Origin of the sequence: Novosphingobium sp. UBA6272, from assembly GCF_002440635.1 — a bacterium.
Taxonomy (GTDB): Bacteria; Pseudomonadota; Alphaproteobacteria; order Sphingomonadales; family Sphingomonadaceae; genus Novosphingobium.
The window spans coordinates 1-23,625 of sequence record NZ_DJUW01000014.1; the positions used below are offsets into that span (position 1 = coordinate 1).

The 23,625-nt window shown below is 67.0% G+C and carries 20 protein-coding genes; 7 read left to right on the top strand and 13 right to left on the bottom strand.

Going from position 1 to position 23,625, the window contains the following annotated elements; genetic code table 11:
- From uvrB to B2V17_RS06310, 3 genes are all read left to right on the top strand, one after another.
- Window positions 1-1,814: excinuclease ABC subunit UvrB (gene uvrB, locus B2V17_RS06300; protein WP_292996317.1), on the top strand; the 1,814-nt coding region annotated here is incomplete at its 5' end.
- Window positions 1,815-1,893: 79 nt separating this feature from the next.
- The gene (locus B2V17_RS06305; protein WP_292996318.1) at window positions 1,894-2,238 is read left to right on the top strand and encodes a hypothetical protein; all 345 of its coding nucleotides are present in this window, start codon (window positions 1,894-1,896) and stop codon (window positions 2,236-2,238) included.
- 557 nt (window positions 2,239-2,795) lie between these two features.
- Window positions 2,796-3,032 carry a hypothetical protein gene (locus B2V17_RS06310; RefSeq protein ID WP_292996320.1) on the top strand — a complete coding sequence of 79 codons (237 nt, stop codon included), beginning with the start codon at window positions 2,796-2,798 and terminating at the stop codon, window positions 3,030-3,032.
- A 5-nt stretch (window positions 3,033-3,037) separates the two neighbouring features.
- Here B2V17_RS06310 and B2V17_RS06315 read toward each other — a convergent pair whose 3' ends face one another.
- From B2V17_RS06315 to tsaD, 5 genes are all read right to left on the bottom strand, one after another.
- Window positions 3,038-3,871 carry a hypothetical protein gene (locus tag B2V17_RS06315; RefSeq protein ID WP_292996321.1) on the bottom strand — a complete coding sequence of 278 codons (834 nt, stop codon included), beginning with the start codon at window positions 3,869-3,871 and terminating at the stop codon, window positions 3,038-3,040.
- 110 nt (window positions 3,872-3,981) lie between these two features.
- On the bottom strand, window positions 3,982-5,649 hold the full coding sequence (locus B2V17_RS06320; RefSeq protein WP_292996323.1) for a vWA domain-containing protein: 1,668 nt from the start codon (window positions 5,647-5,649) through the stop codon (window positions 3,982-3,984).
- Window positions 5,650-5,758: 109 nt separating this feature from the next.
- Window positions 5,759-7,243 carry a lipopolysaccharide biosynthesis protein gene (locus tag B2V17_RS06325; RefSeq protein ID WP_292996325.1) on the bottom strand — a complete coding sequence of 495 codons (1,485 nt, stop codon included), beginning with the start codon at window positions 7,241-7,243 and terminating at the stop codon, window positions 5,759-5,761.
- Window positions 7,240-8,250, bottom strand: coding sequence for an NAD(P)H-dependent glycerol-3-phosphate dehydrogenase (locus B2V17_RS06330; RefSeq protein ID WP_292996326.1), 1,011 nt, complete (start codon window positions 8,248-8,250; stop codon window positions 7,240-7,242). The genes B2V17_RS06325 and B2V17_RS06330 overlap by 4 nt, the downstream gene beginning before the upstream one ends.
- Window positions 8,247-9,290, bottom strand: a complete 1,044-nt coding sequence (gene tsaD / locus B2V17_RS06335; protein WP_292996328.1) for a tRNA (adenosine(37)-N6)-threonylcarbamoyltransferase complex transferase subunit TsaD — start codon at window positions 9,288-9,290, stop codon at window positions 8,247-8,249. Before tsaD ends, B2V17_RS06330 begins: the two co-directional genes overlap by 4 nt.
- A 43-nt stretch (window positions 9,291-9,333) precedes the next feature.
- Here tsaD and hemC point away from each other — a divergent pair, with 43 nt between their 5' ends.
- From hemC to B2V17_RS06350, 3 genes are read left to right on the top strand one after another with little or no spacing between them, the layout of a single operon-like run.
- On the top strand, window positions 9,334-10,257 hold the full coding sequence (gene hemC, locus B2V17_RS06340) for a hydroxymethylbilane synthase (protein ID WP_292996330.1): 924 nt from the start codon (window positions 9,334-9,336) through the stop codon (window positions 10,255-10,257).
- A gap of 3 nt (window positions 10,258-10,260) precedes the next feature.
- A complete protein-coding gene (locus B2V17_RS06345) occupies window positions 10,261-10,977 on the top strand; it encodes a uroporphyrinogen-III synthase (RefSeq protein WP_292996331.1) in 717 nt (238 codons plus the stop codon).
- Between the two features lie 14 nt (window positions 10,978-10,991).
- A complete protein-coding gene (locus tag B2V17_RS06350) occupies window positions 10,992-11,906 on the top strand; it encodes a hypothetical protein (protein ID WP_292996333.1) in 915 nt (304 codons plus the stop codon).
- Window positions 11,907-12,042: 136 nt separating this feature from the next.
- Here the strand turns inward: B2V17_RS06350 and B2V17_RS06355 are convergent, their stop codons facing one another.
- Together B2V17_RS06355 and B2V17_RS06360 are read right to left on the bottom strand one after the other, a co-directional pair.
- Entirely contained in the window at window positions 12,043-13,266 is a 1,224-nt protein-coding gene (locus B2V17_RS06355; RefSeq protein ID WP_292996335.1) for an FAD-dependent monooxygenase, read from the bottom strand.
- 7 nt (window positions 13,267-13,273) lie between these two features.
- Window positions 13,274-14,971: an alkaline phosphatase family protein gene (locus B2V17_RS06360; RefSeq protein ID WP_292996336.1), complete on the bottom strand. Its 1,698-nt coding sequence runs from the start codon at window positions 14,969-14,971 to the stop codon at window positions 13,274-13,276.
- A gap of 59 nt (window positions 14,972-15,030) precedes the next feature.
- On the opposite strand from B2V17_RS06360, the gene B2V17_RS06365 reads away from it, so the two are divergent.
- Window positions 15,031-17,070, top strand: a complete 2,040-nt coding sequence (locus B2V17_RS06365; RefSeq protein WP_292996338.1) for a protein-disulfide reductase DsbD family protein — start codon at window positions 15,031-15,033, stop codon at window positions 17,068-17,070.
- 202 nt (window positions 17,071-17,272) lie between these two features.
- Here the strand turns inward: B2V17_RS06365 and B2V17_RS06370 are convergent, their stop codons facing one another.
- The 6 genes from B2V17_RS06370 to B2V17_RS06395 form a co-directional block, all read right to left on the bottom strand.
- Entirely contained in the window at window positions 17,273-18,784 is a 1,512-nt protein-coding gene (locus tag B2V17_RS06370) for an acetyl-CoA acetyltransferase (protein ID WP_292996340.1), read from the bottom strand.
- A complete protein-coding gene (locus B2V17_RS06375) occupies window positions 18,784-19,539 on the bottom strand; it encodes an SDR family NAD(P)-dependent oxidoreductase (protein ID WP_292996341.1) in 756 nt (251 codons plus the stop codon). The genes B2V17_RS06370 and B2V17_RS06375 overlap by 1 nt, the downstream gene beginning before the upstream one ends.
- A gap of 237 nt (window positions 19,540-19,776) precedes the next feature.
- A complete protein-coding gene (hemN, locus tag B2V17_RS06380; protein WP_292996343.1) occupies window positions 19,777-21,090 on the bottom strand; it encodes an oxygen-independent coproporphyrinogen III oxidase in 1,314 nt (437 codons plus the stop codon).
- 45 nt (window positions 21,091-21,135) lie between these two features.
- Window positions 21,136-21,369: a hypothetical protein gene (locus tag B2V17_RS06385; RefSeq protein ID WP_292996345.1), complete on the bottom strand. Its 234-nt coding sequence runs from the start codon at window positions 21,367-21,369 to the stop codon at window positions 21,136-21,138.
- Window positions 21,366-21,521: a cbb3-type cytochrome oxidase assembly protein CcoS gene (gene ccoS / locus B2V17_RS06390; RefSeq protein WP_292996346.1), complete on the bottom strand. Its 156-nt coding sequence runs from the start codon at window positions 21,519-21,521 to the stop codon at window positions 21,366-21,368. The genes B2V17_RS06385 and ccoS overlap by 4 nt, the downstream gene beginning before the upstream one ends.
- Window positions 21,518-23,575, bottom strand: a complete 2,058-nt coding sequence (locus tag B2V17_RS06395) for a heavy metal translocating P-type ATPase (RefSeq protein WP_292996507.1) — start codon at window positions 23,573-23,575, stop codon at window positions 21,518-21,520. The genes ccoS and B2V17_RS06395 overlap by 4 nt, the downstream gene beginning before the upstream one ends.
- Window positions 23,576-23,625: the final 50 nt, after the last annotated feature.

Here is a 23,625-nt window from a genome sequence, read left to right on the forward strand (position 1 = left end):
ACTATTACCAGCCCGAGGCCTATGTGCCGCGCAGCGACACCTACATCGAGAAGGAAAGCTCGGTGAACGAGGCGATCGACCGGATGCGCCACTCGGCCACCCGGGCGCTGCTGGAGCGCGACGACGTGATCATCGTCGCCTCGGTCTCGTGCCTCTATGGCATCGGCTCGGTCGAGACCTATTCGGCGATGATCTTCGACCTGAAAAAGGGCGCGAGCGAGGACCAGCGCGAGATCATCCGCAAGCTGGTGGCGCTGCAGTACAAGCGCAACGACGCCGCCTTTTCGCGCGGCACCTTCCGGGTGCGGGGCGACAATCTGGAGCTGTTTCCCTCGCACTACGAAGACATGGCCTGGCGGATCAGCTTCTTTGGCGACGAGATCGAGGAGATTGCCGAGTTCGATCCGCTGACCGGCAAGAAGGGCGCGAGCCTGAACGCGGTGCGGGTCTATGCCAATTCGCACTATGTCACCCCGGGGCCGACGATGAAGCAGGCCGCCGACGCGATCCGGTTCGAGCTGACCGAGCGGCTCAAGGAGCTGGAGGCCGAGGGCAAGCTGCTTGAAGCCCAGCGGCTGGAGCAGCGCACCAATTTCGACCTCGAGATGATCGCCGCGACAGGTAGCTGCGCGGGAATCGAGAACTATTCGCGCTTCCTCACCGGCCGCCTGCCCGGCGAGCCGCCGCCGACGCTGTTCGAATACCTCCCCGACAATGCGCTGCTGTTCGTCGACGAAAGCCACCAGACCGTGCCGCAGATCGGCGCGATGTCCAAGGGCGATCACCGCCGCAAGATTACGCTGGCCGAATACGGCTTTCGCCTGCCGAGCTGCATCGACAACCGCCCGCTGCGCTTCAACGAATGGGATGCGATGCGGCCGCAGACCGTGGCGGTTTCGGCCACCCCGGGTTCGTGGGAAATGGAGCAATCGGGCGGGGTCTTCGCCGAGCAGGTGATTCGCCCCACCGGGCTGATCGACCCGCCGGTCGAGATCCGCCCGGTCGAGGATCAGGTGCAGGATTGCATCGAGCAATGCCGCAAGGTCGCGGCGGCGGGCTACCGCACGCTCGTCACCACGCTGACCAAGCGGATGGCCGAGGACCTGACCGAATTCATGCACGAGGCGGAGCTGCGGGTGCGCTACATGCACTCCGATGTCGAGACGCTGGAACGGATCGAACTGATCCGCGACCTGCGGCTTGGGGTCTATGACGTGCTGGTCGGGATCAACCTGCTGCGCGAAGGGCTCGACATTCCCGAATGCGGGCTGGTCGCGATCCTCGATGCCGACAAGGAAGGGTTCCTGCGCAGCGAAACCTCGCTGATCCAGACCATCGGCCGCGCCGCGCGCAACGTCGACGGGCGGGTGATCCTCTATGCCGACCGGATGACCGGATCGATGGAGCGCGCGATCGCCGAAACCGACCGACGCCGCGAAAAGCAGCGCGCCTTCAACCTCGAACACGGGATCACCCCCGAAAGCATCAAGCGCAACATCCACGACATCGTCGCCGATACCGCCAGCCGCGACGGCGTGCTGGTCGAGATCGAGGACGACACCCGCAACAACCTCGTCGGCCATAACCTGCGCGGGTACATCGAGGAACTCGAAGGCCGCATGCGCGCGGCGGCGGCAGACCTGGAGTTCGAGGAAGCCGGCAGGCTGCGCGATGAAATCCGGCGGCTGGAGGCGAGTGAGCTGGGACTTCCGGAGGGTGAGCGGGTCGCGCCGGTGGTCGGACGGAGCAACGAGGGTAAGCCGGGGACTCGGAAGGGCCGGTTTGGGCGCGAGACGCGGAAGTGGGGGCGGTAGGATTACATTAATCCTAATTTAGGATTGCTATCATCCTTTCTAACCAGTAGGCGAGTAATCCCGCTACTGGAGTCTACCCATGAAGTATCGCCCATACCATTCAATCGCATTGGTTCTCGCAGTTGTGCTGAACCGTTCAAGTTCCACGCGAATACGCATCAGCGAAAAAACCTTCAAGAGAATCAGCGGTCGATCGACACTCAGAGATGCGCTCATCACAAACGTAAAGGCTTTGCTCGAAGACTATGGGGCCATGATGTTTCGGCTTGATCGAGGTGGTTTCGCTATCGTTGCAATTTCTGCTTTTGAAGGCGCGCCAAGCGCCACCTTGAGATCTACCTTCCCGGAATGGAACTCCACAAGTGACCAAGCCATGGCCGAAGAACTTGGACTTGAGGATGCAGATGAATATGATGATGAATGATGCACAATTGATCCCCACCCCTCCCGCTTCGGGAGGGGCAGCGAGACTTGGCGAGTCCTGAGCTTGTCGAAGGCCGCCTAGTCGCAGCGGGGTGGGTCGCCACGCTAGCGGGGCAGCTCCCACCCCAACCCCTCCCCGCCGGGGAGGGGCCAATCGCCTCGCCTGAATCGCAAGCACAGGGCTCCCCCAAATCCGTCCATCCTGAGCTTGTCGAAGGACTGATTTTTCTTCGGGCGGTTGTGCGCGAAGCACGAAGAAAAGGACAGTGCTTCGACAAGCTCAGCATAGGCGGGTTTGTCATGCCTCACGCGAATTGCTCAAGTGGTAAGAGCTTAAGTAATGGTGCCTCCTGCGCAACCGCTAAATCGGATGCAGTTGCGCTTGCTCTCGAATGCCATTTTTATATCCTGCTGAAATGCATCACAGACGCCACCGCGTGATCGCAGTTGAGAGGATGATCTGACCATGTCCCACCCCCGCACGCGCTTGCGATAATCCGCAAGCCACCGTTCAATTCCGATCCGGCTGGCGCTTGCGGCTTCGCAAGGAGCACAGTCATGTCCCGTTCCCGCCGCAAGACACCGATTTTCGGCAATACTACTGCGGAAACCGATCACCCCTGGAAAAAGCAGGTTGCCCGCCGCTTGCGCCACCGCGTCAAGCAGGTGCTCGAACAGACGCTGGATGGTGATCACTTTGCCGGGCGCCCGTGGGATCTGGATAGCGCATGGTCTTCCGAGAAGGACGGCAAGCACTATTGCGCTGCTCCTGACCCGCGCTGGATGCGCAAGTAGGCGCGCTAAACCTTCCCGAACTTCCCCTCAAAGCCCGCCACATCCCCGGCGGCGAGGTATTTCGCCTGTTCGACCCAGCTGTCCTTGGCCGGGCGGCCTGCAAACGCGCCCAATTTGCCGTCGAGCTCGGCCAGGTCCGCCTCGGTCAGCGCGGCGATCTGGGCGTAGGTGCTGAGGCCCAGAGTGGGCAGCAGCGCCTGGAGTTTTGGCCCGAGGCCCTTGATCCGGGACAGGTCGTCGGCCGCGCCGCCGGGATTCACCGGCTGGCTCGGCTGCGGTTCGGGTACCGGGGCCTGGCCGGGCTGCGGCTCGGGCTCGGGATTGCTCGGTAGTGGCTCTTCTTCCGGCACCTGCGGGCGGCTGTCCTCCAGCACCGCGGCGGTCGGCGGGGTCGGCGCGGGGATTGGCTCGGTTGAGGGCACCACCTCGGGCGCAGGAGCCGGTTCGATCTCGGGAGCCGGGGCAGGCTCGACTTCCGGAACCGGAGCGGGAGCAGGCGGCGGCGGTGCGGCCGGCTCGATCTCTGGCGCGGGGGGCGGCGGAGGTGGCGGAGGCGTTGCGGCTTCCATTTCCTCGACCACATCCTGCGCGCCAACAGCCACGGCTTCGGCCACCCCGGCCATGGTCGCACCCAGCGCAGGCGGCACGATCTGTGCGGCGGGGGCCGCGTCGATCAGCGCCTGGTTGCGATGGACCGAGCTGGCGCCCTGATCGAGCACGTCGGGCTTGTACTCCCGCTTTGGCGCGGACCGGCCCCGGCGCAGCAGCAGCCAGCCGACCAGCAGCACGGCCAGCAGGGCCACCACGAAGACCGCCCAGTTGGCTTCAATCAGTTCCATCGCATCACCTTTCGCGAAAACGGGCACCGCCCGCCGCATCGGCGCAAGGTGAGCAGCAAAGCGCGCGGGATTTCAAGCCCTCAATGGCCGAAATCCCGCGCGCAGCTGGATCAGCCCGCCTGCAGCGACCCGGCGAGGCCAACCAGTTCGAGGAATTCGCGCCGCCACGGGGCCTGCTGCGGCCCGGCCAGGGCGGCTACCCGGTTCCAGCCGAACTTGCCGAGCAGCGGATCGCCGCGCAGCTTCTGGCCATAGGCGGCCACCGCCACGGCAAAGGCCATGTCACCGCGCGGAGGCGGCGCTGCGGCCAGCCCCGCTGCTGCGACCGGCCGTTCGATCAGCCGTGATGCCCCGCCCTGCGGCAGCTTGTAGCGCAGCTTGACAAAGGCCAGCTCACCCCCGCCCTGCGCCTTGGCCGCCGGCGTGCCATAGCGATGCGGGCCGACCCAGCCCTTGGCTCCGACCGGCACGACTTCAAAGAGCGCGGTCACCTGGTGCCCGGCCCCGATTTCCCCGGCATCGACCAGATCATTGTCGAAATCTTCCTCGCGCAGCGCCCGGTTTTCATAGCCGATCAGCCGGTATTGCGCGATCACGGCCGGGTTGAATTCGACCTGGATCTTCACGTCCTTGGCAATGGTGAACAGGGTGGAGGACATCTCTTCAGCCAGCACCTTGCGTGCTTCCATCGCGCTATCGATGTAGGCATAGTTGCCGTTCCCGTGATCGGCGATCTGCTCCATCATCGCTTCGTTGTAATTGCCATCGCCAAAGCCCAGCGTGGTCAGCGTCACCCCGCTGTCGCGTTCGCGCTCGATCTTGCCGATCAGCGCCTTGGCATCGGTAATCCCGACGTTGAAATCCCCGTCTGTGGCCAGGATCACCCGGTTGACCCCGCCCCTGATGAAGCTTTTGCGGGCCATGGCATAGGCCAGGTCGATCCCCTCGCCCCCGGCGGTCGATCCGCCGGCCTGAAGCCGGTCCAGCGCGGTGCGCACTGCGGCCTTGCTCGCAGTCGGCTCCAGCACCACGCCCGCCGCCCCAGCATAGACCACGATCGAAACCCGGTCGCGCGGGCCAAGCTGCTCGGCCAGCGTGTTCAGGGTCGCCTTGACCAGCGGCAGTTTGTCCGGCTCGTCCATCGATCCGGAAACGTCGACCAGGAATACCAGGTTCGCCGCCGGGCGCGCCGCAGCGGCCAGATCATAGCCACGCAGCCCGATCCGCAGCAGCCGGGTTTCGGGGTTCCGCGGGCTCGCGGCGAGATCGGTGGTTACGCTGAACGGTTGGCTGCGATCCCCCGGCAGTGGATAGTCATAGCGGAAATAGTTGATCAGTTCCTCGGTCCGCACCGCTTCCTTGGGCGGCAATTGGCCCATCCGCACAAAGCGGCGGCTGTTGGCATAGGCCCCGGTATCGACATCGATCGAGAAGGTCGAAACCGGGTCCTTCGCGGCAATCCGGATCGGGGAGACTTCCTGCCCGTCATAGCGCTCGCGGTCTTCTTGCGGACCGACATAATCGCCCGGGATCGAATAGGCCGGCGCTGCCGCCGCCTCCGGCTCGGCCGGGGTGAAGGGTCCGGGGGCCAGCGCCTCGCGAAAGCCGAACTTGTTCTGAGGAGGGGCCAGATCCGCCGTGGTGACCCGATGCGCCTTGGACTGTTTGGCAGTGTCGACCAGCCGGGTCTGCTCACGCATCACACAGCCAAGGGTTCCGACAGTAAGCGCCAGGGCAAGTGCGCCGCTGGCAAGCTGGGTCCGGTTTGGCAGGTTCATCACGACTCTCCTCTCGTGTTGACTCTCTCCTTATTTTTGCGATGTTATACCATCACATTTTGAAGTCAATCGTAGAAGTGGACTTACCAAAGCTGCCCTGCTCCTGCGGTCATCCGCCGACGTTCTTGCGAAACAGGACCCGATCTTCAGGGCCGAAACCACGGGTCCAGATCATCCAGCCATAGGCCAGCAGGATCGCCGGGACGCCGATCGCCAATTCGGCCCATTCGGGCAGGAACCGGGTGAAGAACCAGCCGACCACCAAGGCCGGTGCCGCCGCCCAGACCAGCGACCAGCGCCACGGGTTGGTCGATTCGCCAAGGTGCCGCGCAAGGATCCGCGACTTGACCACTGAGGCGAAGCCGAGCGCCACCATCAGCCCTGCGGCGACGGCTGCGGCCCAATAAAGCTCACCCTTGCCAAATTCCTGCGCGAGCAGGATCAGCGCGACCGAGGCGATGATCTGCACCACCACTGTGGCCAGTGAAACCCACAGGTTGAGCATCCGGTTGATGTAAATCAGCGCCGCTTCGGCAACCACCGCGGTTGAGGCGACAACTTCGGCCGAAAGCAGGAAGATCATCGCGGCCGTGCCGCCAACGAAGGCCGGTCCGGTCAGCCCCATCACCCCTTCGCCGGGCAGACCCAGCGCCAGCGCCACCCCAACCTGCGCGGCGGTGATCCAGAACCCGACCTGACAGACCTGCTGGGCAATCGCGGTAAAGTTCTTTTCCTTGAGGTTGCGGGTGATGACCGGCCCCAGCACCGGTTCGAAGCTGGTCTTGAACTTCTGCGGCAGCGAGGCGATCTGCTGCGCGACGTAATAGATCCCGACCGTGGCCGGTGAGGCGAAGATCCCCAAGATCGCAAGGTCGAGCCGCCGGGTGCCCCATTCCACCGCATCGGCCACCGCGATCGGCAGGTTGGCCAGGGCAAGCTTTGCCAGCTTGAGCGGATGCGGATGCCAGGCGCGCGGCAGGCCGTAGGTACGATAGACCGGCCACAGTGCGACAACCGCCGCAGCAAATACCGAGGCGATATAGGCCACGATCATTCCGCTTTCGGGAATGACGAACCACAGCGCCCCGGCCAGCAGCGACAGCGTCCACGGCTCAACCAGCGCGCGGGCGCGGACCGTGGTTGCAACGTCGAAGCGATAGGCCTGCGCTGACAGCGCGATGTCGGTCAGCACCATCGGCACCATTACCAACGGGACCAGCCGGTCGATCCAGTTGTATTGCCCGCTGGGGAAGACCGGCAGCGGAAACAGGTAGAACCCCAGCGCAACCACTGCGGCGAGCGTGCCACTGAGCAGCATCCCGTCGGCGACGACATTGGCCGGCCGGGCATCCTCGCGCGCCAGTTCCTGCGCCAGTCCGCGCTTCTGCCCCAGGGTGCAAAGCTGCACCGCCAGTTCGACGATCGCCAGGGCATAGGCAAAGCGGCCGAGCGCCTCGGCCCCATAGAGCCGGCCGGCGATGAACAGGAACGGGATCCGCCCTGCCAGCCGCAGCAGGAAACCGAACACGTTGGTCCGCCCGCCCTTCGCCAGGGCCTGGATATCCTGCGCCTCGGTGCGGGATGCCTCGCTCAAGCGCCTTCCCCTTCGGCCTTGAGCGGGCGCGCGAGTAGCCCGGCTACCACCTGCCGCGCCGGGATCGCGCCCTCAAGCAGGCGGCAGACCGCCTCTACAATCGGCATGTCGATGGCCCGGCTGGCGGCGAGTTCGGCCAGCACCGGGGCGGTATGGGCGCCCTCGGCCACGCTGGTCTTGCCGGCCAAGGCCTCTGCCGCCGATTGCCCTTCGCCCAATGCCTTGCCGAGCGAGAAATTGCGGCTCGAGGTGGACGAGCAGGTCAGCACCAGATCGCCCATGCCCGAAAGCCCGGCCATGGTCTCGGCCCGCGCCCCCAGCGCCAGCCCAAACCGCACCATCTCGGCATAGCCGCGCGCAATCAGGGCGGCGCGGGCATTCTGGCCCAGCCCCAGCCCGTCTACCACGCCGCAGGCGATGGCGAGGACATTCTTCACCGCGCCGCCAATCTCGGCCCCGATCAGGTCGGTCGAGATGTAGGGGCGCAGCGCCGGGCGGGCGATCAGCTCGGCCAGTGCAGCAGCGACTTCGGCTTGCTCCGCCGCCAGGGTAACCGCCGTCGGCAGGCCGCGCGCCACTTCGTGCGCAAAGGTCGGGCCGGACATGACCGCGATCGGGGCATGGGCCACCGACTCGTGCGCAACCTGGTGGAGCAGCTTGAACGAACCCGCCTCGATCCCTTTCGAACAGAGGATCAGCGGCGCGGCCACCTGCGGCAAGGCCGCCAGAACACTGCGCATGTGCTGCGCGGGAGTAACCACGAACAGTGCGGCGCAATCGCCCAGTGCGCCCAGATCCGAAGTGGCCTCGATCTCCCCGGCCAGCGGGATACCGGGCAGAAAAGCTGTGTTCTCGCGCGTCTGGTTGATCGCCGCGACCACTTCGCTTTCGCGCGCCCATAGCCGCACCGTGGTGCCGTCGCTGGCCATGGCCTGGGCGATGGCCGTGCCCCAGGCCCCGGCTCCGATCACGCCAATGGGCCTGCCCTGGATTTGATCCGGGATCATGCCTTTACCCCTGCTCCGCGCACCGGCGCGGCATCGGGATCAAGCGGCCAGCGCGGCCGGGCGGCAAAATCGAGCGGGTCCGACTGGCCGAGCCGTTCGATCCCGGCCCAGGCGATCATCGCGGCATTGTCGGTACACAGCGCCAGCGGCGGGGCGACAAACGGCAAGGCATATTCTCCGGCCAGGCCTTCCAGCCCCGAACGCACTGCCTGGTTGGCGGCTACTCCGCCGGCCACGACCAGCGCGGTGACCGCAATCCGCTCATCCTGAGCTTGTCGAAGGAGCGCCTTGCGGGTCCGGTCGATCACGCAGTCAATCGCGGCCTGCTGGAACGCGGCGGCGATATCGGCGTCGGCGTGGATGCCGGCATCCTTGGCCCGCAGCACCGCGCTTTTGAGGCCAGCAAAGCTGAAATGCGGCTCGGCGCTTCCCAGCAGCGGGCGCGGCAGCGGGACCTTGCGCGCGTCACCGGTAAGCGCCAGCCGCTCCACCGCCGGACCGCCCGGAAAGCCGAGACCGAGGATCTTGGCGGTCTTGTCAAACGCCTCGCCCAGCGCGTCGTCGATCGTCGTGCCGAGCCGGCGATAGCGACCTACGCCTTCGACCAGCAACAACTGGCAATGCCCGCCTGAAACCAGCAGCAGCAGATAGGGGAACTGCAGCGAGGGATCGGCCAGCCGCGGCGACAATGCGTGACCTTCGAGGTGGTTGATCGCGATCAGCGGCTTGTCGCTCGCCATGGCCAGCGCCTTGGCACTGACCAGCCCGACCATCACCCCGCCGATCAGCCCCGGACCGGCAGTGGCAGCCACGGCATCGACATCGGCCAGCGTCATCCCGGCGTCGGCGAGCGTCGCAGCGACCAGCGGGGTTACGCGTTCGGCATGGGCGCGGGCGGCGATTTCGGGGACTACTCCGCCATAGGGGCGATGCGCATCGTCCTGCGAGGCGATCCGCTGCGCGACAATGCGCCGCTCGCTGTCGACCAGCGCGGCTGCGGTTTCATCGCAGGATGATTCAATTCCGAGGACAATCCCCATCTTGGCTTTCCCTTAGACGGATTGCGCAATAGGACAAGGCGCGATGCCTGACCGTCCCCTGAAACTCGGAACCCGCGCCTCTCCGCTGGCCATGGCCCAGGCCCACGAAGCGCGCGACCGGCTCTGTGCCGCGCACCCCGGGCTGGAGGTAGAGATCGTCCCGGTCACCGCCAGCGGGGACAAGGTGCTCGACCGGCCGCTGGCCGAGATCGGCGGCAAGGCGCTGTGGACCAAGGAGCTCGATGCCTGGCTGCTGGCCGGCGAGATCGACTTTGCGGTCCATTCGCTGAAAGACGTCGAAACGATCCGCCCGCTCGCCATCGCCATCGCCGCGATCCTGCCGCGTGAGGATGTCCGCGACGTGCTTGTCGGCGTGGAAAGCTTGTCTGCGCTGCCCCCCGGCGCGCGGATCGGGACCAGCGCCCCGCGCCGCGCCGCGCAGGCGCTCCATGCCCGGCCCGACTGCCAGGTGGTGGGCATCCGCGGTAACGTCCAGACCCGGTTGGCCAAGCTGCAGGCGGGTGAGGCCGATGCCACCCTGCTGGCCATGGCCGGGCTCAACCGGCTGGGCATGGCCCATTACGGCACGCCGCTCGATCCTGAGGTCTGGCTGCCCGCCCCCGGCCAGGGCGCCATCGCGATCGAAGCCCGCGCTGCGGACGAAAGCACCCGCGCCTTGCTCAGCGCGATCGATCATGCCCCCAGCCACCGCGCGGTGATCGCCGAACGGGCGCTGCTCGCCGCATTGGGCGGCAATTGCCACAGCCCGATCGCCGTGCTGACTTCGCAGGACGGCGGCAATCTGACGATGAAGGCCGCGCTGCTTTCCCCCGATGGGGCCGAACGGGTCGACGCCACCACGACTTTTGCTGCGGCGGACCTTGACGGACCGGCCCGGCTGGCCGCACAACTGCTGGCGCAGGCATCGCCTGCCATCGCCGCGCATTTCGATCCTCCTGAAAGCTGAACCATGGCCGTCCCGCTGGTCATCATCCGCCCCGAACCCGGCTGCAGCGCCAGCCTGGCGACGGCCCGGACGATGCCCGGGCTGGAAATTCACGGCCACCCCCTGTTCGAAGTAAGTCCGCGCAGCTGGGAGGCTGTCGCTCCGGATCAGGTCGACGCCCTGCTGATCGGCAGCCCGGCGGTGTTCCGCCATGGCGGCCGGGGACTGGCCGTGCTCAAGAGCCTGCCGGTCTATGCCGTGGGTGAAGTGACGGCGGCGGCGGCCCGCAATGCCGGGTTCGAGGTGTTCCATCAGGGCGGCGGCGCCTTGCAGGGCGCGCTTGCCGAACTGGATCCGCAGCATCGCCGGCTGCTCCGCCTGGCCGGGGAAGAGCGGGTCAGCCTGACCCTGCCCAAGGGCGTGACCATGGAAGAGCGTGTGGTCTATGCCAGCATGCCGCGCGAGATGTCGCCGGAACTGATCGCCTTGCTGCGCGAGCCGGCAATCGTCGCAGTCCATTCGGCCGAAGCGGTGCGGCATCTGTCGGCGCAATGTGTACGGCACGGGATCCGCCGCGCACCTTTGCGGATCGCCGCGCTATCGCCCCGGATCGCGGCCGCGGCGGGTGACGGCTGGGGCGAAGTCGCCTCGGTACCCTACCCAGAGGACAAGGCATTGCTGGCATTGGGCCGGCAGATGTGCCAAGACCCCTGGCCTGCGGGTCGCGCTGCAGGTCGGTAAAGCAAAGGCGATGAATGCCTGACGAATACTACAGCTCTTCGCCCGCGACGACGCGGCAATCCGGGGGTATTTTCCGCGCGGTGCTCGGCACGGCGCTGCTCGCCTTCATCGCTGGCGCGGCGCTGATTGGCTGGCTGATCTGGGACGGACGGATCGCGCTGCCCGGACGTGAACCAGCGACGGCGCAGGTTGCCGCCGGTACGAATTCCGCCCCACTCCCGGCCTCCGGCAATGGAGCCGCCACCACGACCACCCAGGGGCTTGAGCTGCAGATTGCAGCGCTGGAACAGCGGCTCGCCCGGATCGATCTGCAAACCGCTGCGACCGAAGGCAATACCGCTCGGGCTGAAGCCATGCTGGTTGCGCTGGCCGCACGCCGCGCGGTCGAGCGCGGGGTTCCGCTCGGCTATCTCGAGGACCAACTGCGGCTGCGCTTTGGCGCGGCCCGTCCTTCCGCAGTCAACACCGTGATCGCCGCCAACCGCCAGCCCCTGACGCTGGCCCAGCTCGCCGCCGATCTGGAAACCGTCTCGCCCATGCTGCGTGGCGAAGGTCCCGACGATGGCCCCTGGACCCGGTTCCGCCGCCAGATTTCGGGCCTGTTCGTCGTTCACCGCGATGCCCCGGGGACCAGCGATCCGCAGAACCGGCTGGCCCAGGCGCAACTGCTGCTCCGCTCCGGCCAGGTCGACGCCGCGATCGACGTGATCGCCGCCATGCCGGGAGCCAAGGCGGCGGGCGACTGGATCGAAAAGGCGAGGCGCTATTCCGAAACAATGAAAGCGCTCGACCAGATCGAGCAGGCCGCGCTGGCCGAGCCGGAAAAGCTCAAGGCCGGAACCGGCGAGGAAGTTCGCCAGCCCGGTCCGGCGGTTACGCCCACGCCCACCTCAACGGCCACCCCCGCCACGCGCGAAGCGACGTTCTAGAAAAAGTCTTCCTACTATCAATGCTCCCCTCCCCGGCGGGGAGGGGCTGGGGGTGGGGGTTCCCAGCCACGAGAGGGCAGAACCCCCATCCCATCCCTTCTCCAAGGGGAAGGGCTTTCTAAGTGCAACCTAGCTTTTAATGGCTCTGGGCCCGCAGCAACTGCGGCAGGTCGCCCGACATGCCGCGTGCCTCGTCCATGAAGAAGCGCTTGAGCCAGCCTGAGCGCTGAACACCGGCCATACCGATCCGCCGGACCAGGCTGGGCATCCGGCCGGGCACACCGAACAGGCGGACGATCGCGTCGGTGGTGGCCATGACGGTGGTATTGTCGAGGCTGCGCCAGCGCTCGTAGCGGGCGAGCACTTGGGCATCGCCCGGCTCAAGCCCCAGCCGCATCCCTTCGCTCAGCACCTCGACCAGCGCGCCGACATCGCGCAGGCCCAGGTTGAGACCCTGCCCGGCGATCGGGTGCATCCCGTGTGCGGCATCGCCAACCAGCGCGAGGCGGTTCGCGACGATCCTGGGGGCGTGATGGAAGTTGAGCGGATAGCTCATCCGCGGCGCAGCCAGCTCGATCTTGCCGAAGATCCCTTCCAGCCGGCTGGCCATTTCGCCGATGAAAACCGCATCGCTCAGCGCAGCGACGCCCGGAGCGTCCTTCTCATCGAAAGTCCAGACCACCGCGCTGCGGTGCCGCCCGTCGGGCAGGTCGAGCAGCGGCAGCAAGGCCAGTGGCCCGGCCGGATAGAAGATCTCCCAGGCCACGCCGCCGTGCGGCTTTTCATGGGTGATCCCGGTCACAAAGGCGCGGTGGCTGTAGTCCCAGCGGGCCGAGGAAAGCCCGGCTTCCTTGCGGGTCGGGCTCTGCCGGCCCTCCGCACCAATCAGCAGGCTGCCTTCGACGGTGCGCCCATCGCTAAGCGTGACGGCCACGCCGTGCTCGCCGCGCTCGCGCTGGACCGGTTCGACACCGCTCGACCAGGCAATCGCGGGCTCGGCCCGCGCGGCTTCGAACAGCGCCAGGCGGATATCGCGATTGGCATACATCCGGCCGAGCGTGCCGTCGCCGGGCTCGGGTTTGAAGTCGATCCGGCCGGGCTTCATCCCGTCAGTTACCGCGATCGATTCGATCGGGCAGCCGAGCGGCTTGAGCCGCTCTTCCAGACCGATGTTGCAGAACAGGTTCCAGCTGGCGGTCGAGATCGCCGAGGCGCGCCCGTCGGTTCCCTCGGCAGTCAGTTCCTCTGGCGTGGCCTTGTCGATCACGTGGCTGGTGATGCCCTGCCGGGCGGCAGCCAGCGCCAGCGTCATGCCGACCAGCCCGCCGCCGAGGATTACCAGATCGCGCCTGTCGCTCATGTCCGCCTCACTGCGCGCAGGTGTTGCCGGAGCCGCCATCGAGATCGAGGCAGCGCCCGTCGAAAGTGCCGTCCGCCACCTTGAGGCCGAGCACCGCGGCCAAGGTCGGCGCGATATCGACGGTTTCGACCGGTTGCGGCTGTTCGAAATTGCGCATGCCGCGCCGCCAGAACAGGATCGGCACGCGCCGGTCATAGTCGAAGGCGCTGCCATGCGTGGCGACATAGGCACCGGGCATGGCCACCGGGATCGGCGTTACCGCGCGATCGAGCAGCAGCACGACATCGCCCGAGCGGCCGGGATGCCACGAAGCGCGGGCCCGGTCTTTCAGGCTCCAGTCCTGGGGGTTGCCGCTCGGCAGCGGGGTCTTGGCGAGTTCTTCACCGGTAAAGGCTGCCGCCGCTTGCGGATGGGCGCGCAGGATGCCGACCAGCGCCGCGACCGCCTTGGCCCGCTGACCGGCGTCGATCTTGCGGCTGACATAGAGATCGCCCATCGGCGCATCGCCGAATACCAAGGGTCCTTCAACCGCAATGCCGGTCTTGGCCGCGACGGCCTTGGACAAGGCTTCGGGCATCAGCGAAACGTCAACGCGCTCGGCCTTGGGGAAGGCCTGCTGGTCCATCCGCTCGGGCATGTCGAGCCCGCCGTGATCGGCGCTCAGCACCACCACATAGTCGATCCCCTTGGCATCGAGATGCGCGAACAGCCGGCCGAGATCCTGATCAAGCTGGTTCTGCAGGATGCACATTTCCGCGCCGGCAACCCCGGTGGCGTGGCCGACATAGTCAGTCGCCGAGAGCGAGACCGACAGAACATCGGGCGCGGAGCCCTGGCCCAGGCCCATCTCGTCGGTCAGCGCGATCGCCAGATCGACGGTCGCCTTGTCCATCCGCGGCGAAACCCGGAACTGCGGCTCTTTGCCGGGTTCCAGCACGAACCGTCCGGTCCCGAGCGTGGTATTGCCGACCGCGACGGCATGATCGGCCGCAGCGCACCAGGCCGGGATCGGCAGCGCCGGGGCACCGGACTTGATCGTGGCAGCGGCAGCGGCGTTGACCTTGTCGACCGCCGGGGTCGAAGCGCGACCCTTCAGCGTCACGAAGGCACCGTTCTTCCACCACCAGGCCTGGTCGATCTTGTGCCCGCCCATCATCATCACCGCACGGTCCTTGGCCGAAACGGCGACGTTGCGGGTGGCGGGATCGGCGCTCTTCATCAGTTCGCCCAGAGTCGGGACCTTGAGGTGCCCGGGCGAAACCACCGGATTGCGGGGGGAGCTGGCGGGATCGGTTTCATCCTCGGCGCAGTAGATCGGCTTGTCCCCGCGCGGACCATCGGGCTCGTACCAGTTGTTGGCGACGATTCCGTTGCGGGCCGGGCGCGTGCCGGTCAGCAGGGTCGAGTGGCCGGGGCAGGTCTCGGTCGCGGCGTGCGACTGGAAGCCCGAGGGAAACACCGCGCCGCCGGTGAGCCGCACGAACCCGCCGGTGTAATGCTGGCGGAACTGGGCAAAGGTATCGGCGCTGAACTGGTCGACCGAGACCGCGACCACCAGCCGCGGCGGGCCCTTCGGTGCGGGTGCCTCGGCCACGCTGGACGGCGCCTTGGCCGCAGTCCCGGCGCAGGCCCCCAGGGCAAGCGAGGCGGCAAGGGCAAAGGGAGCGGCAAAGCGGCGCATCGGGGTTCCTTGAATTTGGATCATATGAACGCACAGCCCTGTTGCCCCCGCCGCGCTGCAAGTGCAAGGGGCGCTGGAAGGAGATGTCCCAAGTGACACGCAGCTACCGCCGCCTTGTTGCATTGCTGTTGCAGCTTTGCGCGCTGCTGCTCTCCGCGCCCGCGCTGGCCGAGCCGACGCACATCAAGCCCGAGCTGCTGGTTGAAGGCCCCGCTGCGCCGGGCAGCACGGTCACGCTGGCCTTCCTGATGAAGCCGGACAAGGGCTGGCACGGGTACTGGTTCAACCCCGGCGATGCCGGTCTGGGCCTGACCCCGACCTGGACTTTGCCCGCCGGAGCCAGCGCAGGAGAGCTGCGCTATCCGGTGCCGCAGACGCTGCTGGTCGCCGGGCTGATGAACCATGTCTACGAGCATGACTATGCGGTGCTGACGACGCTGACCCTGCCCGGCACGGCCCGCCCCGGTGCGCGGCTGCCGATCCGGGTCAAACTCGATTGGCTGGCCTGCACCGATCAGGTCTGCGTGCCCGAGCAGACCGAACTCAGCGCCGAGGTTGTGGTCGGCACCCCGGGTGCACCCGATCCCCGCTTTGATGCCTGGCGCGCCGCGCTGCCCGCCCCGCTGGGCGCGAAGGCCATCTTCGCAATCGACGCTACCACTGTGCGGATTGCGGTGCCCTTACCTGCCGCAGTCTCGCTGGACCGCCCGCACCTGTTCCTGGGTGCGCACCGCGTGGCCGACTATGCCGCGCCGCAGCGCTTCTTCCGCGATGGCGACCGGGTGGTGGTAGAAATGCCTCGGGCGAAATTCGAGCCGCTGAGCCCGGCCAGGCTGACTGCCGTGCTGCGGATGGACGCTGCCGGCAACGGTGTGGTGATCGAGGCGGAAGCCGGAACGGTTCCGCCCGGTAGCACGCCGCTGAACACCGCAGGGCCGGCCACCCCGCCGCTCTGGGCGCTGCTGCTCTCGGCGCTCGCCGGGGGGCTGCTGCTCAACATCATGCCCTGCGTATTCCCGATCCTCAGCCTCAAGGCGCTGAGCCTGGCCCGCGCCGGGGAAAGCCAGGCCCAGGCCCGCGCCGAGGGGCTGGCCTATACCGCCGGGGTAGTGCTCGCCTGTCTCGCGCTCGGTGTGTTGCTGCTGGTACTGCGCGCGGGCGGGGAGCAGGTCGGCTGGGCGTTCCAGCTGCAAGAGCCGCTGGTGGTTGCGGCCTTGCTGCTGCTGGCCGTTACGATCACCGCCAACCTGCTGGGCCTGTTCGAATTCGCCGTGCCGGGCTTTGCCAGCGAGGGATCGCCGCAGGGCGCCTTCGCCACCGGCTTACTCGCCGCCTTCGCCGCGACGCCCTGCACCGGGCCGTTCATGGCTGCGGCGATGGGTGCGGCGCTGTTGCTGCCGGTGGCCCAGGCGCTGGCGCTGTTCGCCATGCTGGGACTGGGCCTGGCGCTGCCATTCCTGGCGATTGCCTACATCCCGCGCCTCAGGGCGATGCTGCCGAAGCCGGGCGCTTGGATGGTCAAGTTCAAGAAGGCCATGGCCGTACCGATGGGACTGACCGCGCTGGCGTTATTGTGGCTGGCAAGCCGCCTCGCCGGCGGCGGCTTCGCGCTGAGCGCCGGGCTGCTCGCGCTGATCGTGATCGCCCTGCTGGTTCTGCTCGGGCGCCGTCAGCGACATGGTCTGGCTGCCGGACCGCGGTGGTGGGTGTTGCTGGCAGCTGTACTGGTGTTCGGCGTATTCGGATTGCCCGGAATGGTCCGCGAAGGCGGCGGCGCAGTCGAATCAATCCTCCCCAGCCAGCCCTTCAGCGAACAAACCCTCAGCCAGGCCCGCGCCAGTGGCAAGCCGGTGTTCGTCTACATGACCGCCGACTGGTGCCTGACCTGCAAGGTCAACGAAGGCGCCGCGATCGAACGCGAAGAAGTGCGCGCCGCATTCGAGAAGGCTGGCGTCGTCGTCCTGCGCGGCGACTGGACCCGCCGCGACGCAGCGATCACCCGCTACCTGACCGCGCAGGGCGCGGCCGGTGTGCCGCTCTACATGTGGTATCCGGCGAACGGCGAGCCGCAGCAGTTGCCGCAAGTGCTGACGGTAGGGACGCTGACCGGGCTGGTGAAGTAGATTTCTACATTTCACATAACAAATCCCGTCACCCTGAACTCATTTCAGGGTCCATCATGCGACTAAGCCAATCGTCATCGCGCGCCCACCAACCGCAGGGCTTAGTAGTCCCCGGCATCGGCGGGGCAAACGGCGCAATGGACCCTGAAACGAGTTCAGGGTGACGACTTTGATGGGTGCAAAGGCTGGGCGTAGCGCCGGTTCAGATAAACCAGAAGCGGTTTACCCCGCCCTCGCCCTCCTCAATCCGCACCGCGCGACCGGCGACTTTTCCGCTGCGCAGCTCAGCGCAAATCGCCGGATCGGTGCTGTTGGCAAGGACGCGGGCGTTCTGAAGACGTGCCGCGATCGTCGCCACTTCGCCCGTCTTGCCCGGCTGGATCGTGAAGCTTTCCGCCACCGCCTCGCCGTCATGCGCATCGAGCACGTCGAATGCCGGCTTGATCTTGTCGAGGCTCTGCCAGCGGCTTTCCTGCCAGTCGGCCGGCGCGGTCGAATAGACCCCGGCGGCGTACTTGCTCATGATCCCGCCGTTGGCGCCGACCAGGGCAAAGCTGCCCGGCGCGGCCCGGCAACGCTGCACGGCCTCGGCGATGCCATGCGCCGAATAGTTGTTCCCGGCCCCGCCGAAGAACGGCAGCCCCCCGGTCAAGGTCCAGCCGCGCGAATCATCGCGGTCCAGCCCAAAGGCATCGAGCAAGTTGAAAACGGGGATTGCAAAGCACGAATAAAGGTCGACCGCGCTTATGTTTTCCCAACTCTTGCCGGAAAGCTCAAGTGCAGTTGAGATTGCCGCAACCGCCGCCGGGCTCTGCTCCAGACTGGCGCGACTGAACATCGCAGGCTCGGCGCAATCGGCCACACCGTGGATATGGACCCAGCGTTCTTCCGGCACGCCCAGCCGCCGCGCTTCGGCCACTGAGGCCAGCACCACGGCCCCGCCCTGGTTGACCTGATCGCGCGCCACCACCAGCCGCCCATAGGGTTCGGCCACCAGCCGGTTGCGCTCGGTCAGCGTGGCGAGTTCCTCCGCGGTCCGCTCGGTCGGCGCTGCGCTGTGCGGATTGGCAGCGGCAACGCGGGTAAACGGTGCAAACAGCTTTCCGATCTCCAGCCGGTAATCGGCCAGACTCAGCCCCAGCCGCTCACGCCGGACGTTCTCGGCAATGGCATAGCCAGCGATCGGCGCGCCCACCCCGTGCTTGATCGCGGTGCGATCGACTACGCCTTCATAGCCGGGCCCGCGATCCTCAAGGCTGCCGCGCCGCCGCTCCGACCAGTCGCGTTTCTCGCCTCGTGCCAGCAGCGCGCGCATGGTCGAGATCGCCTCGGCCCCGACCACGGCTGCCATCCTGGATCGCCCAGCAGCGATTTCCGCCGCCAGCTCGCCAACCAGCCGCTGCGGTCCCTGCCCGCCAACGACTTCGAGGATCGCGCGCTCGGGATTGGCCCCGGCGCGGCGCGCGATCGATCGCGGGGTATTGTTGGAGTGGCCGAACGGCGCGGAATACCGGGTCGCCGAAATCTCGAACTGGCGGATCGCGGCAATCGTATCGAGCGCCGGGCCCAACTTGCGTTTGGCCCGCGCGTCGGCAAAGGCCGCCTTCAACGCCTCGCCGCCCAGGTCCATGTGGCTGAGCTCGCGGTAGCCCTCCTCGCCGACCCGCTCAGAATGCTGGCCAACGCCGATGATGACCGGAGTATTGGGATCCATCACAGCACCTGCCCGTCATCGACGGTAATGGTCGACCCGGTGATATGCGCCGAGGCATCTGACGCGAGCAGCAGCACCGGCGCGTCGAGCGCTTCGATTGGGCACATCCGCTTGCGGTGGAAAGCCGCGATCTGGGCCTTGCCACCCTCGCTATCGAACCATTCGCCGTCAATCTCGGTGCGGACATAGCCGGGCTGGACCGTGTTGACGTTGATCCCCTGGCGGACCCATTCGCGGGCGAACTGGCGGCCCAGGTGCGCCACCGCAGCCTTGGTCGCGGCATAGGCGCTGTCGCCTTGCCCGGTCATTTCTGCGGTGATCGAACCGATCAGTACCACCCGACCGCGGCCGTGCTGCTTGAAACCCGCGCCGATCATCCGCCGTGCCCCTTCGCGCGCGGTCAGATAGACCCCGGTGAAATTGGTGCCGATGACCTTGCCGACATCGTCCAACGGGAGATCGATTGAGCGACCGGCAATGGCGATCCCGGCATTGGCAACCACCGTATCGACAGTGCCCCATTTGGCCTCGGCCGTATCGTAGGCGGCGATGATCGAGGCTTCGTCAGTCACGTCCATGGCCACAGCCAGCGCGGCGTCCCCCAGCTCTTCGGCCAAAGCCGCAAGCCGCTCGACCCGCCGCGCCCCGATCACCACCCGCGCACCTTCGCGCACGAACAGCCGGGCGAAATGCTCGCCAAAGCCCGATGACGCACCCGTGATCAGTGCGATGCGTCCAGCCAGCGAAAGTTCCATGCCAGTCTCCCTTGCTGCTCCGTTTAACCGAGCGGTTAAGCTGCGCAAGTCTTTCGCTGGTTTCGTATGTAAGGCCTACGAAATTCTGACATCTTTGATCCCCGTCAAGGCAGGCCCGGCAGATCGCGTCGATGGTGACGGCAAGGAAGGGAACGGCGCAGCCGGAACCACGCAAATTTCAACGGTTCTCCCCACCTGGAGCGGTCAATCCTAGCGATGGCCGCTCATTTTTTTGGATCAGACGGCCGAGCTGAACCGGCGCAGCGAATCCTGGCGATAGGGATCGAACAGCGCGGCGATAGTGCGCGCATAGGGCAGGCCTGCGGGGGCAATCGACAGGGTGCTGCCTTGCATTCGGGCGAGACCGCGCTTTGCGAAGGGGGCGAGCCGGAGGGCAGCTTCGGCGGCCAGATCGGGATCGAGCTCTGCCCGGCCAAAACACAGCAAGGCCTCGATCACCGCGCCGCGGCGCTGATCATCGGCGCTGCGGCGGATCCCGTGGGTGGCGGGCAGCACGTCCTGCGACAGTAGCATGCGGTAGCGGCCGGCGTTCTTTTCGTTCTGGACCAGCAGATCGGGGAAGCAGCCGATCGCCGATGCGCCCATGCCGATCAGGCTCCGCGCCGGATCGTCGGTAAAGCCCTGGAAATTGCGTCGCAGCGTCCCGGCCTGCAGCGCCCGGGCCATCGGATCTTGGGGCCTGGCGAAGTGATCGAACCCGATCGGGACATAGCCGGCTGCAGTCAGCAGGCCGAGGCCGAACTCGGCCATGGCAAAGCGCTCTGCCTGACCGGGCAGCGCGCTGGCATCGATCCGGCGCTGGCGCGGCAGCATGTGCGGCACGTGGGCATAGCCGAACAGCGCGATTCGGTCGGCGCCCAGCTCGACCGTGCGCTGCAGGGTTGCCTCGAGCATGGCGAGCGACTGCCCCGGAAGGCCGTACATCAGATCGAAGTTGAGCGAGCTTATCCCGTTGCCGCGCAACAGATCCACCGCGCTCGCGATCTCGGCATCGGGCTGAATCCGCCCGATCGCGGCCTGCAATGCGGGATCGAAGGTCTGCACCCCAAGGCTAGCATGGGTCACCCCGACCACGCCGAGCACCTGCCCCCATTCGCGGGTCAGTGTGCGCGGATCGAGCTCGATCGACCAGACCGGGCGGTCAAGCGGCATGTGCAGGGTCAGGGCGTCAATCAAGCGGACGAAGTCGGTCGGGCTGATCGCATTGGGGCTGCCGCCGCCAAAGGCGATCCGGCGGACCCGGACTTCGCGATCCAGCCGCACGCCAGTGATCGCGATCTCGCGGTGCAAGGCGTCGAGGTAGCTCGCCAGCCGCTGGGTCTTGTTGGCCTTGCCGGTGTTGCAGCCGCAATACCAGCAGATCTGCTCGCAGAACGGGACGTGGAGATAGAGCGAAACCTCGCCGCGCGAGGTCTCCAGTGCTGCGGCATAGTCTGCTGCGCTCACCCCCGGACCGAATTCGGCGGCGGTGGGAAAGCTGGTGTAGCGCGGCACCGGCGTTTCAAGCAGATCGGGGTAATAGGTCCACATTGCAGTTCACATGCCGGATCGATGGGCGGGCTTCATTGCGCTGGCTCAATTTCGACTTGCAACGCGTTTGCGCTGGCCGCCGCTGTGGCACCCCTTGGCGCAGCACAGACCCTTGCTCGCGGGATCGTTCTTGCCCTGCCCCTCAAGCGGCATCTGCACGGTGTGGACCAGGCCATCCCCGGTGCAGATCTGCACCGCGATGGTCTGGCCGCCGCTCACCACCGTCAAGTTGAGCATGGCCGGGATCAAAGCGACAATCCCGAACTGTGCGCCAATCATCCCTGTGGCCCCTCTTCGTCATCATAGAGGATGCGGTTGGCAGCGCCGTCCAGATCCTCGAACTGTCCGCGCCGCAGCGCCCAGAAGAACGCGACCAGACCCAGCAGGCCCAGCCCCAGTGCGATCGGCAGCAGGAACAGCAGTCCGTTCATTTCGTCGCCCTCACCAGCCGCAGCGAATTGGCGACAACCACCAGCGAGCTGCCCGACATGGCCGCCGCCGCGATCATCGGGTTGACATATCCGGCGATCGCCAGCGGCACCGCCAGCACGTTGTAGCCGATCGCCAGCGCGAAGTTCTGCTTCACCACCCGCATCGTCCGCCGCGCCGCCAGCACACTGCGCGGCAGGGCGTTGAGCGAATCCCCCAGGAAAACCAGGTCCGCCGCCTGCCGCCCGACATCGCTGGCCGAACCCGGCGCGATCGAGGCATCGGCAGCGGCGAGCGCAGGGCCGTCGTTAAGCCCGTCGCCGACCATCAGCACCTTGCGGCCCTGCGCCTGCAGCGCGGAGATCGCGGCGCGCTTGGCCGCCGGATCGGCGGCAGCCTGACCGAACAGCCCGACTTCGCGCGCGACTTCGGCCACGGCGGCAGCATTGTCGCCCGACAGCAGCGATACTTCGAGGCCCATGGCCTTGAGCCGGGCCAACGCCGCCTGTGCATCGGGGCGCAGCCGATCGACCATCGGGATCCGCAAGTCGTCGCGGCCCTCGATCCGCAGCGTGGTCGACATGCCATCGGCAGCATCGCTGCGGCCGAGCGAGACCTTGCGGCCATTCCACAGGCCCGACAGGCCGATCCCGGCGGCTTCGGCCACGCCATCAACCCGCACCGCACGGTGACCGCGGGCCAGCAGCGCTGCCTCGATGCTGCGCGAGTGCGGGTGGCGGCTGTGCGAGGCCAGGCCCAGCGCCACGCTGGCGGCATCGCCGCCCAGCCGGTCAAGCACCGCCGGATCGGGCTCGGGCCGGCCCAGAGTCAGCGATCCGGTCTTGTCGAGCAGGACCCGGTCGATCGTCGCCAGCCGTTCGATCGCCGAGCCGTCCTTGACCATCACGCCTTCGCGCATCAGCGCGCCCGAGGCGACCACCTGGGCAACCGGCACCGCCAGCCCGAGCGCGCAGGGGCAAGTGATGATCAGCACCGCAATCGCGATCACGGTCGATTGGTAGATCCCCGCCCCGGCGATCATCCACCCGGCAAAGCTCAACGCGGCCAAGGTGTGGACCGCCGGCGCATAGAGCCGGCTGGCACGGTCGGCGATCCGGACATAGACCGAGCGCGGCTGCTCGGCCGCGTCCATCAGGCGGGCGATTTCGGCCAGCGAGGTATCGGGCCCTGCTGCAGTCACCCGCACATCGACCGGCGCATCGAGGTTGAGCGTTCCGGCGTGGACGGTCGCTCCAATCGTTGCCGCCACCGGTGCGCTTTCGCCGGTCAGCAGCGACTGGTCAAAGGCGCTTGACCCGCCGACAATCTCGCCATCGGCGGCCAGCCGCTCGCCCGCCGCGATCCGCATCACCATGCCTGGCGCGAGGTCCGCCGCGGCAACCCATTGCAGCGCGCCATCGGGCGAGACCACGCTCGCCCCCGGTGCGGCCTGGTTGAGCAGCGCATCGACCCCGGCCCGCGCCCGGTCGCGCATCATCGCGTCGAGCGTCCGCCCTGCCAGCAGGAACAGGATCAGCATCAGCACGCCGTCGAAATAGGCGTCATGCCCGCCGGTCAGCGTTTCATAGAAGCTCAGCGTGGTCGCCAGCACGATCCCGATCGAAATCGGCACATCCATGTTGGTTCGCGCGCGCTTCAGCACCGCCAGCGCCGATTTGAAGAACGGCGTGCCGGAATAGGCAATCGCCGGGATCCCGATCAGCGCCGAAATCCAGTGGAACAGGCTGCGGGTCGAGCCTTCGGCCCCGGACCAGACCGAGACCGACAGCAGCATCACGTTCATGCAGGCAAATGCCGCGACGCCGAGCGGGGCGAGCAGCGGCTTGACCGCCGATGGGGCCTTGCTCAGCTCATCGCTGCGCGGCTGGCTGGCAAAGCCGACTGCATCGAGCGCGGCGATCAGATCGGCAGCCTCAACCTGCGGAGCATGCTCGGCGCGGACCTGCTTGGCAGTCAGGTTGACCCGCGCCGAGCTGACCCCCGGAACCGCCGCCAGCGCCCGTTCGACCTTGGCCATGCACCCGGCGCAATGCATCCCGGGTACGACCAGCACAGTCGTTTCCGGTGCGGCTTCGGCCGGAATGG